20 protein-coding genes and 1 pseudogene are annotated in these 16558 nt (G+C 69.6%); 4 read left to right on the plus strand and 17 right to left on the minus strand.

What is annotated here, in order from left to right:
- The 3 genes from GT354_RS49255 to GT354_RS49265 all read right to left on the minus strand — a co-directional run.
- On the minus strand, window positions 1–783 hold a 783-nt coding region (locus GT354_RS49255), incomplete at its 3' end, for an NAD(P)H-hydrate epimerase (protein ID WP_161364696.1).
- 9 nt (window positions 784–792) lie between these two features.
- Complete coding sequence (locus GT354_RS49260; protein ID WP_161364699.1) at window positions 793–1161, minus strand: holo-ACP synthase; 369 nt, start codon at window positions 1159–1161, stop codon at window positions 793–795.
- A 77-nt stretch (window positions 1162–1238) separates the two neighbouring features.
- Window positions 1239–2195, minus strand: coding sequence for an EamA family transporter (locus GT354_RS49265; RefSeq protein WP_202513155.1), 957 nt, complete (start codon window positions 2193–2195; stop codon window positions 1239–1241).
- A 112-nt stretch (window positions 2196–2307) separates the two neighbouring features.
- On the opposite strand from GT354_RS49265, the gene GT354_RS49270 reads away from it, so the two are divergent.
- Window positions 2308–2823: a MarR family transcriptional regulator gene (locus tag GT354_RS49270; protein ID WP_161364701.1), complete on the plus strand. Its 516-nt coding sequence runs from the start codon at window positions 2308–2310 to the stop codon at window positions 2821–2823.
- Between the two features lie 98 nt (window positions 2824–2921).
- On the opposite strand, the gene glmS is transcribed toward GT354_RS49270, so the two are convergent.
- Entirely contained in the window at window positions 2922–4772 is a 1851-nt protein-coding gene (gene glmS / locus GT354_RS49275; protein WP_161364703.1) for a glutamine--fructose-6-phosphate transaminase (isomerizing), read from the minus strand.
- 94 nt (window positions 4773–4866) lie between these two features.
- Between glmS and coaA the strand changes: the two genes are divergently transcribed.
- Window positions 4867–5835, plus strand: a complete 969-nt coding sequence (gene coaA, locus GT354_RS49280; RefSeq protein ID WP_161364705.1) for a type I pantothenate kinase — start codon at window positions 4867–4869, stop codon at window positions 5833–5835.
- A gap of 18 nt (window positions 5836–5853) precedes the next feature.
- Complete coding sequence (locus tag GT354_RS49285) at window positions 5854–6828, plus strand: DUF389 domain-containing protein (RefSeq protein ID WP_161364707.1); 975 nt, start codon at window positions 5854–5856, stop codon at window positions 6826–6828.
- Window positions 6829–6841: 13 nt separating this feature from the next.
- Here GT354_RS49285 and glmM read toward each other — a convergent pair whose 3' ends face one another.
- The 3 genes from glmM to rplM form a co-directional block, all read right to left on the minus strand.
- Window positions 6842–8212 carry a phosphoglucosamine mutase gene (gene glmM / locus GT354_RS49290; RefSeq protein ID WP_161364709.1) on the minus strand — a complete coding sequence of 457 codons (1371 nt, stop codon included), beginning with the start codon at window positions 8210–8212 and terminating at the stop codon, window positions 6842–6844.
- 171 nt (window positions 8213–8383) lie between these two features.
- The gene (gene rpsI, locus GT354_RS49295) at window positions 8384–8869 is read right to left on the minus strand and encodes a 30S ribosomal protein S9 (protein ID WP_020549204.1); all 486 of its coding nucleotides are present in this window, start codon (window positions 8867–8869) and stop codon (window positions 8384–8386) included.
- A 41-nt stretch (window positions 8870–8910) separates the two neighbouring features.
- A complete protein-coding gene (rplM, locus tag GT354_RS49300; RefSeq protein ID WP_161364711.1) occupies window positions 8911–9354 on the minus strand; it encodes a 50S ribosomal protein L13 in 444 nt (147 codons plus the stop codon).
- Between the two features lie 365 nt (window positions 9355–9719).
- Here rplM and GT354_RS49305 point away from each other — a divergent pair, with 365 nt between their 5' ends.
- Window positions 9720–10808: a hypothetical protein gene (locus GT354_RS49305; protein ID WP_161364713.1), complete on the plus strand. Its 1089-nt coding sequence runs from the start codon at window positions 9720–9722 to the stop codon at window positions 10806–10808.
- 24 nt (window positions 10809–10832) lie between these two features.
- Here GT354_RS49305 and truA read toward each other — a convergent pair whose 3' ends face one another.
- The 10 genes and pseudogenes from truA to GT354_RS49355 form a co-directional block, all read right to left on the minus strand.
- Window positions 10833–11675, minus strand: coding sequence for a tRNA pseudouridine(38-40) synthase TruA (gene truA / locus GT354_RS49310; protein WP_161364715.1), 843 nt, complete (start codon window positions 11673–11675; stop codon window positions 10833–10835).
- Window positions 11676–11775: 100 nt separating this feature from the next.
- A complete protein-coding gene (gene rplQ / locus GT354_RS49315; protein ID WP_161364717.1) occupies window positions 11776–12282 on the minus strand; it encodes a 50S ribosomal protein L17 in 507 nt (168 codons plus the stop codon).
- Window positions 12283–12416: 134 nt separating this feature from the next.
- Window positions 12417–13433 carry a DNA-directed RNA polymerase subunit alpha gene (locus GT354_RS49320; protein WP_020549209.1) on the minus strand — a complete coding sequence of 339 codons (1017 nt, stop codon included), beginning with the start codon at window positions 13431–13433 and terminating at the stop codon, window positions 12417–12419.
- 99 nt (window positions 13434–13532) lie between these two features.
- Window positions 13533–14159: a 30S ribosomal protein S4 gene (gene rpsD, locus GT354_RS49325; RefSeq protein ID WP_161364718.1), complete on the minus strand. Its 627-nt coding sequence runs from the start codon at window positions 14157–14159 to the stop codon at window positions 13533–13535.
- 28 nt (window positions 14160–14187) lie between these two features.
- Entirely contained in the window at window positions 14188–14589 is a 402-nt protein-coding gene (gene rpsK, locus GT354_RS49330) for a 30S ribosomal protein S11 (protein WP_020549211.1), read from the minus strand.
- 67 nt (window positions 14590–14656) lie between these two features.
- Window positions 14657–15037, minus strand: a complete 381-nt coding sequence (gene rpsM / locus GT354_RS49335) for a 30S ribosomal protein S13 (protein ID WP_020549212.1) — start codon at window positions 15035–15037, stop codon at window positions 14657–14659.
- 179 nt (window positions 15038–15216) lie between these two features.
- Entirely contained in the window at window positions 15217–15330 is a 114-nt protein-coding gene (rpmJ, locus tag GT354_RS49340) for a 50S ribosomal protein L36 (RefSeq protein ID WP_009740505.1), read from the minus strand.
- 114 nt (window positions 15331–15444) lie between these two features.
- Window positions 15445–15666 carry a translation initiation factor IF-1 gene (gene infA, locus GT354_RS49345; RefSeq protein WP_018382544.1) on the minus strand — a complete coding sequence of 74 codons (222 nt, stop codon included), beginning with the start codon at window positions 15664–15666 and terminating at the stop codon, window positions 15445–15447.
- Window positions 15667–15860: 194 nt separating this feature from the next.
- Window positions 15861–16238 carry a DUF1707 domain-containing protein gene (locus tag GT354_RS49350; protein WP_161364720.1) on the minus strand — a complete coding sequence of 126 codons (378 nt, stop codon included), beginning with the start codon at window positions 16236–16238 and terminating at the stop codon, window positions 15861–15863.
- An 18-nt stretch (window positions 16239–16256) separates the two neighbouring features.
- A pseudogene (locus GT354_RS49355) lies at window positions 16257–16558 on the minus strand (hypothetical protein); the annotation flags it as partial.

Consider the following 16558-nt stretch of genomic DNA (forward strand, 5'->3'; position numbering starts at 1 on the left):
GCCGACCACCAGCACCGCCGCCCCCGGGTAGCGCGGCGAGCCCGCGACGACGCCGAGCACGCCGCGCCGATACTTGTCGCTCTCGCCGTCCGGGCGCGGCAACAACGCGGCCACGTCGGCGTGCTGGAGGACGGTCGTCTCGGCCTCGGGCAGGTGCGGGTCGAGGCCGATGTCGACGAGGTGCCGGGCGCCCGCGTGGGATGCGCCGGGGTCGATCAACAGGCCCGCCTTGTACGTCCCGAAGGTGACCGTGACATCGGCGCGCACCGCCTCGCCCGCGACGCACCCGGTGTCCGCGTCGACGCCGCTGGGTACGTCCACCGCGACCACGATCGCGTCACCCACGTGGGTGAGCAGTGCGGCGGCGGCCGGCCGCAACGCGCCCCGGCCGCCGATCCCCACGATGCCGTCCACGACGAGCCGAGCCCGGCCGAGCACGTCGGACGTCCCGGGGCCGACCCCGCCGCTCACGTCGTGCGCGCGCCCCCCGGCCCGGCGCAGCGCCGCGAGCCCGCCCGGGTGCGCGCGCTCGGGCGCCAACAGCAGTGCGTCCACCCTCGCCCCGCGTCGGGCCAGGGCGGCGCCCGCGTACAGCGCGTCGCCGCCGTTGTCCCCGCTGCCCACCAGCAGCGCGACCCGCGCGCCGTAGACGCGGCCGAGCAGCCGCGCGCACGTGGTCGCGAGTCCCGCCGCCGCGCGGTGCATCAGCGCCCCGTCCGGCAGCGTCGCCATCAGCGCGGCCTCCGCGGCCCGGACCTGTTCCACCCTGTGCGCACGACGCATGTGGCCCCCTCAGCCCTCGGCGATGACAACAGCCGAAGCAATGCCCGCATCGTGACTGAGTGACACATGCCAATGCCGCACGCCCAGTTCGGCCGCCCGCGCGGCCACCGTGCCCCGCACGCACAACACCGGGCGGCCCGAGTCCTCGGTGGTCACCTCGGCGTCGAGCCAGTGCAGTCCTCGGGGTGCGCCGAGTGCCTTCGCGAGCGCCTCCTTCGCGGCGAACCGCGCGGCCAGCGAGGCGACGCCGCGCTCCTGGCCCGCCCGGACGTAGCGCTCGCCCTCGGTGAAGAGCCGGTGGGCCAATCCCGGAGTGCGCTCCAGGGATTGGCCGAACCGGCCGATGTCCGCAACGTCGATGCCCACACCGATGATCACCCGGGCGAGCCTACAAGCGAGATCCGCACACGAACACGCCGAAGGCCGCCCCCGCCCGGGGGCGGCCTTCGGGACGGTCACGAGACCTTGGCGACCGTCGATCGGTTCGGTTCGTTCACCACTCGCACCGGTTCCACCGCGTCCGCGAGCTTGCGCGCTCGTGCCGGTCCCCGGCCGAGCAGCATCGCACCGAGCGCGATCACCAGGCCGAGCACCTGGAGCGGGGCCGGCGTCTGGCTCAGGATCAGCAGCCCGGCGAAGGTGGCGACGAGCGGGTTGACCAAGCCGAGGAAGGACGCGGCATCCGCGCCGAGCCGCTCGATACCGCGGAACCACAGGACGTAGGCGAGCGCGGTGGCGATCAGCACGAGGTAGCCGAAGCCGAGCAGGTTACGCCCGGTCGGCACCGGCGGCATGCCCTCGACCGCGAACATCAGCGGGACGATCACCGTACCGCCGACGGTGAGTTGCCACCCGGTGGTGGCGAGCAGGGACACACCCTCGGGCCGTCCCCACCGCGCCGACATCACCACACCGGTGGCCATCAGCGCCGTGGCCACCAGCATGAGCCCGACCCCGATCGGGTCGATCCGCGCCTGCGAGCCGAGCACGAGCAGGCCGACGCCGACCACGCCGCCGACCCCCGCGAGCAGCACCCGCGCCTGCGGCCTGACCCCGCCGATCAGGAACGAGAGCCCCACCACCAGCAGCGGCGACACCGCGCCGATCGTGGACGCCACCCCACCGGGCAGCCGGTAGGCGCCGGCGAAGATCAACGGGAAGAACAGCCCCACGTTGAGCATCCCGAGCACCAGCGAGCGCCACCACCACACCCCGCTCGGCAACCGTCTCGACAACGCGACCAGGAGCAGACCCGCCGGCAACGCCCGCACGCCCGCCACCAGCAACGGCCGGTCGGCCGGAAGCATCTCGGTGGTCACCAGGTAGGTGGTCCCCCACGTCGCGGGGGCCAGCGCCGTCGCCAGGAGCATCCCGACCCGACCGAGCCCCGCACCGCCGCCGCGAGCCGCCATGACACTCTCCTCAACGCTTGTTTTACGAACACTGACTTTCTCAACGTTGAGGTAATTCAAGCGCCGAGATGTGCGAGCGTCAAGTAGATGAGCGTTGAGATAAGTTGGGCGCATGACGGAACGCGACGCGATAGACGACGTATGGGACCAGTGGCGCCGGGAGCGGCCCGACATCGAGGCGAAGGACCTCGACGTCATGGCCGCGGTCGGCCGGATGAACCGGCTGCGCCGCCACATCGACCAGACGCTGCGCACCTACTTCGCGCAGTACGGGCTCGACTTCTCCGAGTTCGACGTCCTGGCCACGTTGCGCCGCTCCGGTGGCGTGGAGGGGGTCAGCGCGGGCGCGCTGCTGCGCTCGGCGATGGTGACGTCGGGAGCGATCACCAATCGGGTCGACAGACTCACCGCCAAGGGGCTCGTCGAGCGTGCCGCGCACCACGAGGACCGCCGGTCGGTCCTGGTCAAGCTGACCCCCGAGGGGCTGCGTCTGGTCGACGACATCATGCTCGGTCACCTCGCGAACGAGGCGCGCTTCCTGGCGGTGCTCGACGACGACGAACGCGACCAGCTCAACGGGCTGCTGCGCAAGCTCCTCGTGGCCCAGGGCGACACCCACCTGGGATAGCCCGATCGCAGCACCGAAACGGGGTCGAGCCGCAAAAAAGGCCGACCCCGCACCCCCGGAAACAAGGGGTACGGGGTCGGCCGGCGAAGCGGTCGGACCTACTCGACCGTGACCGACTTCGCCAGGTTGCGCGGCTGGTCCACCTCGTGACCCTTGGCCGTGGCCAGTTCGCACGCGAACACCTGCAACGGCACCGTGGAGACGAGCGGCTGGAGCAGCACCGGCGTCACCGGAATGCGCACGATGTGGTCGGCGTACGGCACGACCGTCTCGTCACCCTCCTCGGCGATCACGATCGTGCGCGCGCCGCGGGCCCGGATCTCCTGGATGTTGGACACGATCTTGTCGTGCAGCACCGAACGCCCGCGCGGCGACGGAACGACCACCACGACGGGCAGGCCCTCCTCGATCAGCGCGATCGGGCCGTGCTTGAGCTCACCGGCGGCGAAGCCCTCGGCGTGCATGTACGCCAGTTCCTTGAGCTTGAGCGCGCCCTCGAGCGCGACCGGGTAGCCCACGTGCCGACCGAGGAAGAGCACCGAGCCCGCGTCCTTGAGCGAGCGGGCCAGCTCGCGCACCGGCTCCATGGTGTCGAGGACCTTCTCCACCATCTCCGGCATCGCCGCGAGCTGTTCGATCACCTCGGTGATCTCGTCGCCCCACTTGGTGCCGCGCACCTGGCCCAGGTACAGCGCGACCAGGTAGCACGCGACCAACTGGGTCAAGAACGCCTTGGTCGAGGCGACCGCGACCTCGGGGCCGGCGTGCGTGTAGAGCACCGCGTCGGCCTCGCGCGGCATCGTCGAGCCGTTGGTGTTGCAGATGACCAACACCTTCGCGCCCTGCTCGCGGGCGTGCCGCTGGGCCATCAGCGTGTCCATCGTCTCGCCCGACTGCGAGATCGTCACGACCAGCGTCTGCCGGTCCAGGATCGGGTCGCGGTAGCGGAACTCGCTGGCCAGTTCGACCTCGCACGGCACACGCGTCCAGTGCTCGATCGCGTACTTGGCGATCAGACCCGCGTGGAAGGACGTACCGCACGCGATGATGACGACCTTGTCGATCTCGCGCAGCACCTCGTCGGGGATGCGGACCTCGTCGAGCACCAGGCGCCCGTCGGTGCCGATCCGGCCCAGCAGGGTGTCGGCGACCGCCTTGGGCTGCTCGGCGATCTCCTTGAGCATGAAGTAGTCGTAGCCGTCCTTCTCGGCGGCCGAGACGTCCCAGTCCACGTGATACTCGGTGAACGCGGCGGGGGCGCCGTCGAAGTCCGTCACCGTGATCTCGTCCCGGCGCAGTTCGACGACCTGGTCCTGGCCGAGCTCGATGGCCTCGCGGGTGTGCTCGATGAACGCGGCCACGTCGGACGCGAGGAAGTTCTCCCCGTTTCCGCGACCCACCACGAGCGGCGAGTTGCGCCGCGCGCCCACGACCACGTCGGGGGCGTCGGCGTGCACGGCGACGAGCGTGAACGCGCCCTCCAGCCGCCGACAGACCCGACGCATCGCCTCGGCGAGATCCTCGCCCGCGCCCGCGAACTCCTCGGCGAGCAGGTGCGCCACGACCTCGGTGTCGGTCTCGGACTCCAGCTTGTGCCCGCGGTCGGCGAGCTCGGCGCGCAGCGCGGCGAAGTTCTCGATGATGCCGTTGTGGACCACCGCGACGCGGCCCGCGTTGTCCAGGTGCGGATGCGCGTTCACATCGTTGGGCGCGCCGTGCGTCGCCCACCGCGTGTGGCCGATGCCACACGTCCCCACCGGCAGCGGTGACTGCGCCAACGCATCCACGAGGTTGGCCAGCTTCCCCGCCCGCTTCTCGCTCACGAGCCCGCCATCGGACAACACGGCCACACCGGCCGAGTCGTACCCGCGGTACTCGAGACGCTTGAGCCCTCCGACAACCACATCCAGCGCTGATTGAGCGCCCACGTAACCCACGATCCCGCACATAAGAGGTCAGCCTACGGGGTCGGTGAAAGCCCGACGGAAGAGCGTTCGACGGCCCGGCGCGTACGAGAGCCATCGCTGCCGGGACAATGAGCACGTGCCAACCTTCGCGACGCAGGGCTCAACGCGCGACCTGTCCCCGTTCGTCGAGCTCGACCGCGCCGCCTGGAGCCGGCTGCGGGCCAGTACGCCGCTCCCGCTCACCGCCGACGAGTTGGAGCGCCTGCGCGGGCTCGGTGACGTCGTGGACCTCGACGAGGTCAGCGACGTCTACCTGCCTTTGTCGCGACTGCTCAACCTCTACGTGGGAGCGACCCGAGGACTGGGCCGCGCGCTGACCACGTTCCTGGGCAACGGCGCGAACCCGGGGATACCGTTCGTGATCGGCGTCGCGGGCAGCGTGGCCGTGGGCAAGAGCACCACCGCGCGCATCCTGCGCGAACTGCTCGCCCGCTGGCCGGACCACCCGCACGTCGAACTGCTGACCACCGACGGCTTCCTCTACCCCAACGAGGAGTTGGAGCGGCGCGAGATCATGCACCGCAAGGGCTTTCCGGAGTCCTACGACCGCCGCGCGCTCGTGCGCTTCGTGGCCGACGTCAAGGCAGGTAAGCCCGAGGTCACCGCGCCGGTGTACTCGCACCTGACGTACAACATCGTCCCGGGCGAACGCCTGACCATCCACCGGCCCGACATCCTGATCGTCGAGGGCCTCAACGTCCTGCAACCGGCCTCCCCCACCACCGACGGCCGCCCGCGCCTGGCCCTGTCCGACTTCTTCGACTTCAGCGTCTATGTGGACGCTCGCACGCAGGACATCCGCCGCTGGTACCTGGACCGGTTCCTCAAACTGCGCCAGACCGCTTTCCGCGACCCGGCCTCCTACTTCCGCAAGTACGCGGTGATGCGCCCCGAGGAAGCCCTGGAGTACGCCGAGAACACGTGGGCGACGGTCAACGAGACCAACCTCGTGCAGAACATCCGCCCCACCCGCGCCCGGGCGACGCTCGTTTTGCAAAAGGATGCCGAGCACGCGGTGAGTCGGCTCCGACTGCGCAAGCTCTGACCCCGATACGGTCGCGGCATGTTCCACCTGCGGGTCATCGTGCCCACCGAACTCAGTGCCGCGGTTCGCGACCTTCTGCTCACCGAGCCCGGAGTCGCCCACCTCGTGGTGTGGCCCGGCGTCGCCGTGCAACCCGAGGGTGACGTCGTCGCGTGCGACCTGGCCCGCGAGTCGGCGAGTTCGGTGCTCGCCGAACTGCGCGCGCTCGGCGTGGACGACCGGGGCTCGATCGCCCTCGAAGACTTGGACGTGCTGCTCTCCCGCTCCGCCGACGAGGCGGAACGCGCCGCTCCGGGCGCCGGCGCCGACTCGGTGGTGTGGGAGGAGATCGAGGAGGCCACCTCCGAGGAGTCCACGCTCTCGGTGACGTTCCTGGCGTTCCTGGTCGTCGCGACCATGATCGCGGCGTGCGGCGTGCTGCTCGACAACCCGATCCTGATCGTCGGCGCGATGGTCGTGGGCCCCGAGTTCGGCCCGCTCGCCGGACTGTGCGTGGCGGCCGTACAGCGCCGTCCCCGGCTCGCGGCCCGCTCCGGGCTCGCGCTGCTCGTCGGGTTCCCCGTCGCGATGCTCGCGACCATGGCGTTCACCGGCTTCATGCACGCGCTGGGTCTGTTCGACGAGGCCATGCTGGAGCGCGATCGCCCACTCACCGAGTTCATCTACCAGCCCGACTGGCTGTCCTTCTGGGTGGCGTTCCTGGCCGGCATCGCGGGCCTGTTGTCACTCACCAGCGCCAAGTCCGGCGCGCTGATCGGCGTGCTGATCTCGGTGACCACGGTGCCGGCCGCCGCGAACGCGGCGGTGGCGATCAGCTACGGCGACTTCGACGAAGCCGGCGGCTCACTCGGCCAACTCGGCCTCAACCTGGTCGGCATCGTGCTCGCGGGCACCCTCACCCTGCTGGTCCAGCGCGGGCTGTGGAGCCTTCGCGAGTCCCGAACCAAGCGCCGGCCCCGGTCCGTGCGGACCGGGGCCGGGCAAGGCTCGTGAGGGCGCGTCGCGCCTACGACTCCAGGGCGAGCAACGTGCGCACGATCTCGGCCAGACCCGCCGCCTCGTCGTGCGCCTGGTCGTGCGTCTCGGCCTCGACCATCACCCGCACGAGCGGCTCGGTGCCCGAGGGCCGAAGCAACACCCGTCCGGTGGCGCCCAGGCGTTCCTCGACGAGCGCGACGGCCTGCGCCAACTCGGGGGTCGAGTGCACCCGGGCGCGGTCCACCCCACCGACGTTGACGAGCATCTGCGGCAGGCGCGTCATGACGGCGGCCAACTCGTGCAGCGGCTTGCCGGTCTCGGCCACGCGCGCGAGCAGTTGCAGCGCGGTCAGCGTGCCGTCGCCCGTGGTCGCGTGCTCCAGGAGCACCACGTGGCCCGACTGCTCGCCGCCGAGCGAGAGCCCCGAGGCCTGCATGGCCTCCAGTACGTAGCGGTCGCCGACCGCGGTCTCGACCATCTTGATCCCGGCCGCCTGCATGGCCAGCTTGAGTCCGAGGTTGGACATCACGGTCGCCACGAGGGTGTCCTCGACCAGCCGCCCACCATCGCGCATCGCGAGCGCGAGCACCGCGAGGATCGCGTCGCCGTCGACGATCTCGCCGCGCGCGTCCACCGCGAGACAGCGGTCCGCGTCGCCGTCGTGCGCGATGCCGGCGTCGGCGCCGTGCTCGACCACGGCGGCCGCGAGGGCCTCCATGTGCGTCGAGCCGCAGTTCTCGTTGATGTTGAGGCCGTCCGGCTCCGCGTGGATCGCGATCACCTCGGCGCCCGCGCGCCGCAGCGCGTCGGGGGCGACCGCGGAGGAGGCGCCGTTGGCGCAGTCGACGACGACCTTGAGCCCGTCGAGGCGATGCGGCAACGACGTCAGCAGGTGTTCGACGTAGCGCGCGTGACCCTCGGGATGGTCCTGCACCCGACCCACGGCCGAACCCGTCGGGCGCTCCCACTCGGTACCGAGCAGCGCCTCGATCTCGTTCTCCAGGTCGTCGGCCAGCTTGTGCCCACCGCGCGCGAAGAACTTGATCCCGTTGTCCGGCATCGAGTTGTGACTCGCGGAGAGCATCACGCCCAGATCCGCGCCCAGCAGCCCGGTCAGATAGGCGATCGCCGGCGTCGGCAGCACACCGGCGCGGTAGACGTCCACACCCGCGCCCGCGAGGCCCGCGATCACGGCGGCTTCGAGGAACTCTCCGGAGGCCCGCGGGTCGCGGCCGACCACGGCGAACGGCCTACGCCCGTGCCCCGATTGCGCCATGCCGTCCCGACCGCGCACCCCCAGCACCCGCGCGGCGGCCACCGCGAGGTCCAGTGCCAGTTCCGCCGTCAGCCGGCCGTTCGCCAGGCCACGCACGCCGTCCGTACCGAAGAGTCGTCCCACTGTTGGATCTCCCGCATACATTCCGGAAATTCGGACAATACCGCGCGGTCGCCCCCGACAGGAGTACCGCCGACAGGAGTTTCGCCGAGAAAGCAACAGGCCCGGGGGGCACGAACCGTGCCCCCCGGGCCTGTCGAAGCTGCGTACAGCCGCAGAGTGTTGCCGTACGGCTTAGCGCTTGCTGTACTGCGGCGCCTTGCGCGCCTTCTTCAGTCCGTACTTCTTGCGCTCCGTGGCACGCGGGTCACGGGTCAGGAAGCCGGCCTTCTTCAGCGCCGGGCGGTTCGCCTCGACGTCCGCCTCGTTCAGCGAACGGGCGACACCCAGACGCAGCGCACCGGCCTGGCCGGAGACACCGCCACCGTGGATGCGGGCGTGCACGTCGTAGCGGTCGTCGAGCTCGAGCACCTTGAAGGGCTCGTTGACCAGCTGCTGGTGCACCTTGTTCGGGAAGTACTCCTCGAGCGTGCGCCCGTTGATCTTCCACTTGCCGGTGCCCGGCACGATGCGGACGCGAGCGACCGCTTCCTTGCGGCGACCGGTCGCGGAACCCGCCTGCGGCTCGCTGAAGCGCGACGCAAGGGACTCGGACGTGTAGCTCTCGAGCGGAAGACCCTCGGTCTCCTCGATCGGGGTTTCTGCAATGGTCTCGGCCACTGTTCTCCTCAAACTATTCGTTCGTCAGGCGGTGGCCGTGACTACTGCGCGACCTGGATGATCTCGAAAGGCACCGGCTGCTGCGCCGAGTGCGGGTGCTCCGCACCGCGGTACACCTTGAGCTTGGACAGCATCTGCCGGCCCAGGGTGTTCTTCGGGAGCATGCCCTTGATGGCCTTCTCGACGGCCTTCTCCGGGTTCTTGTCCAGCAGCTCGTCGTAGCGGACGGCGCGGAGGCCACCCGGGTAGCCGGAGTGGCGGTAGGCCATCTTCTGCTCGCGCTTGTTGCCCGACAGGTGAACCTTGTCGGCGTTCACAATGATGACGAAATCGCCGGTGTCGACGTGCGGCGCGTACACCGGCTTGTGCTTACCCCGGAGCAGGGCAGCGGCCTGAGTGGACAGGCGGCCGAGCACGACATCGGTCGCGTCGATGACGTGCCACTGACGCTGGACGTCGCCGGGCTTGGGGCTGTACGTGCGCACGGTCGATAGCCTTCGCTTCTTCGTGAGTGTGTGCTTTCGGATGCCGACTGGCTGTCCGGGATGATTCCGAACTGGATGCGGACTCCGGTTGGCCGGCGGCCCGGCGTACCGACTCCACTCAAGCAAGCCAATACGCACAACGAACCGGCACAATACCGGGTCAAGGGGGTGCCGGTCAAAACGAGCAATGGGGCGATGAGTCGCTCACGCCCCTCCCCAGCGTAAGCCATCCGCGGCGCTGCTCCTACCGTGCCACGCCGACCCGTCATCACAACGGCATAGGTACGATGCGCCGAACGGCCGGCGCGTCGGCGACCGGGGTGCGCACGCGCGTGACGTGAAGTCTTGTCGAGCAGGGGGCGGGTATGTCGGGGGTCGACTCTCCGGGAACGGGCAACGACGGGCAGCAGCCGTGGAGCGTACGCCCGGGCGGCCTGGGTACGCCGGGGCAGCCACAGGGCGACTACGACCCGTTCCCCTCCCACGCCCAACCACAGCAACCGTACGCGCCGCAACCCGACCCGTACGGTCCCACCGACCCCTACGGGCAGCAGGGCGCGCCCGGCCCGTACGGCGAACCGGCCCCGGGGCGACAGCCGTTCGGCGGCGGCAACGACGGCGGGCAGCCCGACTGGTCCCGGCTCGCCGAGCAGCGCGACGCCGCGGCCCGTCGCCGCAGGCTGATGTTCACCGTCGGCGGTTCGGTGGTCGGCCTCGCCCTGGTCGGGGGCATCATCGCGGCCGCGATGGCGATGTCCGGCGGCGACGACGGCGACAAGCCCGGACCCGCCGGCAGCTCCGGCACCGTGGCGAGCACGCCGTTCGCCCCCGACAAGCCGACGTTTCGTCCCGCGCCGACCGTCCCACCGCCGCCCCCGGCCCAGGACGTGCTCGCCGATCCGAAGCTGGACACCGCGCCGTTCACGATCGACGCGCTGTTCCCCGAGATGAAGTTCTCGGTCGACGGACGCGCCTACTCGATCGTCAACGGCCAACTCGGCAACACGTGTTCGGACGGCGCCGACGCCAAACTCGGCCCGGTGCTGCGCAACCAACAGTGCACCCAGCTGATCCGCCTGGCCGTCACCGGCCCCGGCGCGATCGTCTCGACCGTCGCGGTGGCCTCGTTCCCCACCCCGGACAAGGCGAAGGCGATCATGAACAGCCAGGAGAAGGGCATTCTCGTACCGCTCGGCGGGCCGGGAATCAAGGTCCTCGACCCCAAGAAGCAGCAGTACGGCGAACTGCGCAACGCGATCGGCCGCTACACGATGCTCTCGCTCAGCTGGTACGCCGACGGCAAGGCGATCGCCGCGGACGACAAGGTGATGATCCAGCGGCTGGACGACATCGACAAGTTCCTGCGCAGCGCGATGACCGCTCGCGGCGAGGCCACGTCGAAGCAGATCGACGCCGAGAACCGGCGCAAGGCCCTGGAACAGGTGCAGGGCTGACCCGCACCCCGGAGCGACACACGGTCAACTGCCGTCCCGACGGCGGCGCGTGGCGAACACTCGCGCCGCCAACAACTCGTCCGAGGGGTAGGCCACCTCTTCGAGGGTGAGCCCGTGCGCCGGCGCCACGTGCACGCCGGAGTCGCGCACCGCGCGCCCGAGCACCTCACGCGGCCAGTCCACCGGCTTGCGCCCGGTGCCCACCGCCAGCATCGCGCCCACCAGCGAGCGCACCATGTTGTGGCAGAACGCGTCGGCCCGCACGGTCGCCACGATCACCGGCCGAAACGCGGGACCCACCTCGGCCCCGGTCGGCGTCTCGCGCGCCCACGAGAAGTCCTGGAGGCACCGCACCGTCGTCGCGCCCTCGCGCTTGCGGCAAAACGACGCGAAATCGTGTTCGCCCAAAAGGAGTTCGGCCGCCGCGTTCATCCGCGACTCGTCCAGCGGCCGGTCGTGCCACACCACGCTGCCGCGCCGCAACGGGTCCACCCCGCCCGGCGCGTCGCACACCCGATACGCGTAGCGCCGCCACACCGCGCCGAACCGCGCGTCGAACCCCTCGGGCGCCACCGTGATGTCCCGCACCCGCACGTCCCGCGGCAGCGCCCCCGCGACGCGCCGCAACGCGACGTCGCCCACGGCCGCCCACACGTCCGGCGACACGTCGAGGTGGGCCACCTGGCCCCGGGCGTGTACGCCCGCGTCCGTGCGCCCGGCCACGGTCAGCTGGGCCGGCTCCGGCAACCGCAGCACGGTCGTCAGGGCGCTCTCCAGGGTCCCCTGCACGGTACGCAGCTCCCGTTGCCGGGCCCACCCCGCGAACTCCGTGCCGTCGTACGACAGATCGATGCGCAAGCGCACCACCGCAAACCACCTCCGGACATGGCACGAGCCCGCCTTCCGTACGAATACGGAAGGCGGGCTCGCACCGTGAATCGATACGCGCGAAGCGTCGACCGGGCCGTCAGGCCTTGTCGATGTCCTTCTTCTCGGCCTCGGCGGGCGCCTCTTCGGTCTCGACGACCTCGGTCGCCTCGGCCTTGGCGGTCTCCTGCTCCTTGACCGAGCGCTTCGTGGCGGCCTCGGCCTCGCCGACCGCGTTCTGCGCCACGGTCAGGGCCTCGACCAGCTCGATGACAGCCATGGGGGCGTTGTCGCCCTTGCGGTTGCCGATCTTGGTGATGCGCGTGTAACCGCCCGGGCGGTTCGCGTAGCGCGGACCGATCTCCTCGAAGAGCGAGTGCACGACGCTCTTGTCACGAACGATCGTGAGCACCTGGCGACGGTTGTGCAGGTCGCCCTTCTTCGCCTTGGTGATCAGTCGCTCGGCGACGGGACGCAGCCGACGCGCCTTGGCCTCGGTCGTGGTGATGCGACCGTGCTCGAACAGGGCGGTCGCGAGACCGGCCAGGATCAGCCGCTCGTGTGCCGGACCGCCGCCGAGGCGCGGACCCTTGGTGGGCCTGGGCATGTTCTCTCCTAGATAATCCTGCGCCGGCCGTATCAGGTACCGGCGTCAGTCCACCCGGGCCGGTCGGCCCGGGTGGCTGTGCCTGTCGGGGGGACGACCCCCCGGAACCCCCGCTTACACGGGAGGCCCGGCGATCAGTACTGCTCGGTCTCCGCGAAGCCGTGGTCGTCCTCGTCGCCGAAGCTGTCCGCGGCGGCGGTCGGGTCGAACCCGGGGGGGCTGTCCTTGAGGGCCAGGCCCATCCCGTTGAGCTTCGCCTTGACCTCGTCGATCGACTTCGCACCGAAGTTGCGAATGTCGAGCAGGTCGGCCTCGCTGCGCGCGACCAGTTCACCCACGGTGTGGATGCCCTCGCGCTTGAGGCAGTTGTACGAGCGGACCGTGAGCTCGAGCTCCTCGATCGGCAGCGCCAGATCGGCCGCGAGCGCGGCGTCGGTCGGCGACGGGCCCATGTCGATGCCCTCGGCGTCGATGTTCAGCTCGCGCGCGAGACCGAACAGCTCGACCAGCGTCTTGCCCGCGGAGGCCATCGCGTCACGCGGACGCATGGACTGCTTGGTCTCGACGTCGACGATCAGCTTGTCGAAGTCCGTGCGCTGCTCGACACGGGTGGCCTCGACCTTGTACGTGACCTTGAGCACCGGCGAGTAGATCGAGTCGACCGGCACGCGGCCGATCTCCTGGCCCGCCTGCTTGTTCTGGACGGCGGAGACGTAGCCGCGACCGCGCTCGACGGTCAGCTCCATCTCCAGCTTGCCCTTGGCGTTGAGCGTCGCCAGGACCAGGTCGGGGTTGTGCACCTCGACACCGGCCGGCGGCGCGATGTCGCCGGCGGTGACCACACCCGGGCCCTGCTTGCGCAGGTACATCACGACGGGCTCGTCGTGCTCCGAGGAGACGACGAGCTGCTTGATGTTGAGGATGAGGTCGGTGACGTCCTCCTTGACGCCCGGCACGGTGGTGAACTCGTGCAGGACGCCGTCGATCCGGATGCTGGTGACAGCCGCGCCCGGGATCGAGGACAGGAGCGTACGACGAAGCGAGTTGCCGAGCGTGTAGCCGAAGCCCGGCTCGAGGGGCTCGATGACGAACCGCGAGCGGTATTCGTCGACGACGTCCTCGGTCAGGGTGGGCCGCTGAGCGATAAGCATGGGGATGCCTCCCGGTAATGACGCCCGCTATTTGACGCCAGTGGAAACAAGGATACGGGCGGACCGGGAAAACCCGGTCCGCCCGATCCCGCAGAGCTCTTACTTGGAGTAGAGCTCGACGATGAGCTGCTCCTGCACCTGCGTGTCGATGACCTGACGCGCCGGGAGGGAGTGCACGAGGATGCGCATCTTGCCCGGGATGACCTCAAGCCATGCCGGCACGGTGCGCTCGCCGGCCTCGGCACGGGCGACCACGAACGGGGTCAGCTCGACCGAGTCCTTGCGGACCTCGATGATGTCGTTGTCGGAGACCCGGAACGACGGGATGTCGGTCTTGGTGCCGTTGACCACGATGTGGCCGTGGCGAACCAGCTGACGGGCGTGGTCACGCGACTTGGCGAAGCCCGCGCGGTAGACCACGTTGTCCAGACGCGACTCGAGGATGCGAAGCAGGTTCTCGCCGGTCTTGCCCTGGCGACGGTTCGCTTCCTCGTAGTAGCCCTTGAACTGCTTCTCGAGGACGCCGTAGATGCGCGCGCACTTCTGCTTCTCGCGCATCTGCAGCAGGTACTCGCTGTCCTTGGTACGGCCACGACCGTGCTCACCCGGCGGGTAAGGCCGAATCTCGATCGGGCACTTCGGGCCCTCGCACTTGCTGCCCTTGAGGAACAGCTTCATCTTCTCGCGACGGCAGCGCTTGCAGTCCGCGCCGGTGTAACGCGCCATTGTTCTTTAACTCCTAGTCAGCTGCGGGTCAGACGCGGCGGCGCTTGGGGGGGCGGCAGCCGTTGTGCGGCACGGGGGTGACGTCCTGAATGGAGCCAACCTCCAGGCCGGTGGCCTGCAGCGAACGAATGGCGGTCTCACGACCGGAACCCGGGCCCTTGACGAAAACGTCGACCTTGCGCATGCCGTGCTCCTGGGCACGACGTGCGGCGGACTCGGCAGCCATCTGCGCGGCGAAGGGGGTCGACTTGCGCGAGCCCTTGAAGCCGACGTGGCCCGCGGAGGCCCACGAGATCACGTTGCCGCTGGGGTCCGTGATCGAAACGATGGTGTTGTTGAACGTGCTCTTGATGTGGGCGTGCCCGTGAGCGACGTTCTTCTTTTCCTTGCGGCGCACCTTCTTGGCGCCCGCGCGGCTCTTGGGAGGCATCTGCTGGAAACTCCTGAGGTCGTCGGTCCGCTACGAGTTGAGGACCGCGTGATCCGTCGTACGCGGACTACTTCTTGCCCGGCTTCTTCTTGCCGGCGATCGCGCGACGCGGGCCCTTGCGGGTACGCGCGTTGGTGTGAGTGCGCTGACCGCGGACCGGAAGACCGCGACGGTGACGCAGACCTTCGTAGCAACCGATCTCGACCTTGCGGCGGATGTCGGCCTGAACTTCGCGGCGGAGGTCACCCTCGACGCGGTAGTTCGACTCGATCCAGTCGCGAAGCTTGATCAGGTCGTCTTCGGCGAGATCGCGGACGCGGGTGTCAGGGTTGACACCGGTGTTCTTCAGCGTGTCCAGCGCACGAGTGCGCCCGACGCCGAAGATGTAGGTCAGAGCGACCTCGACCCGCTTCTCACGGGGGAGGTCGACGCCGACGAGGCGTGCCATATGTGTGGCTCCTGGTTTAGTCGGAGGTCTGGCCCAACACCGGTCCGGCACATCCGTGGAAGTGCTCGGTCCTCGGCCTCCGGCCGAGGGTGGCGTCCCGCACGAGGCGGGGGTCGGGTGCTGTGGCTCTTACGTGATGCGTCGCGCGTCGATCGCTCGTTGTGCGAGGTGGTGGCTGCTCAGCCCTGGCGCTGCTTGTGGCGCAGGTTTTCGCAGATCACCATGACCCGGCCGTGACGGCGGATCACCTTGCACTTGTCGCAGATCTTCTTGACGCTCGGCTTGACCTTCATGATTTCTCCGGTACGTGTGACGTGGGCATGCGTGAGCCCCCGTCGCCGAGTCGGTTATCGGTTTGCGTCCAAGCCCCGCTCACCACGCACAACGCGGGCAGGGCTGGGGCTCGCCTACTTGTAGCGGTAGACGATCCGACCACGGGTCAGGTCGTACGGGCTCAACTCGACGACGACCCGGTCGTCCGGGAGGATTCGGATGTAGTGCATCCGCATCTTCCCACTGATGTGCGCGAGGACTTTGTGCCCGTTCTGAAGCTCCACGCGAAACATGGCGTTGGGGAGCGACTCGATTACGGTGCCCTCGATTTCGATGGCCCCTTGCTTCTTGGGCATGTCCTCCGCGCTTCGTATCTCGGGATCAGCTACCGTTACCCGGCGCACATGCTGCACACAAACTTCGCGCGCCCAGATGACGGGCGCGCCAAACCTGGCTACATGTGAGCCGACGAGTCAGTCTAAGCCACGCGGGCAATTAAAGCGAAACCGGGGCCCCGGCACGGAAAACCCGTGGATCCGGGGCGTGCGGCCTACTTCAGGAAGTAGACCAGCGCCCAGGTAAGCACGCCCAGTGACATGACGACCAACCAGACCTTGTTCAACGTCGCGTTGGAAACTCGCTGACGTCGCTCCCCTGCCGGGCCGTAGGCGCCGGCTCGGGGTGCGTCGACGTGTGGGTGGTACTCCGGCGGAGGCGTCGCACCCACCGCGTCGTCTCGATCAGGCCGGCCGGGCAGATTCGCCGAAACCGCGTCGAGTTCCCCCACCGTACCCGCTCGACGCACCGCGTCGAGGCACGCCCGGTATTCCGACAGCCCCAAGTGGCCACCCGCGAGGTGCTCACGCAGCCGCGCGGTGGCCTGTTCGCGGTCCGCCGGGGTCGCGGGGGCTTGCGGATCACGGTCCATGAAAGAAGCGTATGCCCTTCACGCCGGGGGGCGCCCGTGCCGCCACACGACCATCTGGATCGAGCCCAACACCGCGCCGGCGGGACCGTAGACCCAGATCGGCCAGAAGTAGACGACACCGGGTCCGGCGACGGCGACCAGGAACCAGATCACCACGTTGAACGCGGTCACCGCGTTCAACGCGGTCCACGCGGCCCGAAGCGCGCGCCGCCCGCCGCCCGGCTCGTCGGATCGTCGCGCGAGGGACTCGTGCTCGCGGTAGCCCTCGAAGACGACCGGCGGCGCCGGTCTCGGGGCCGTGCGCGCCGGCGGCCGCACGG

Origin of the sequence: Streptomyces sp. SID3343 (assembly GCF_009865215.1) — a bacterium.
GTDB lineage: Bacteria > Actinomycetota > Actinomycetes > Streptomycetales > Streptomycetaceae > Embleya.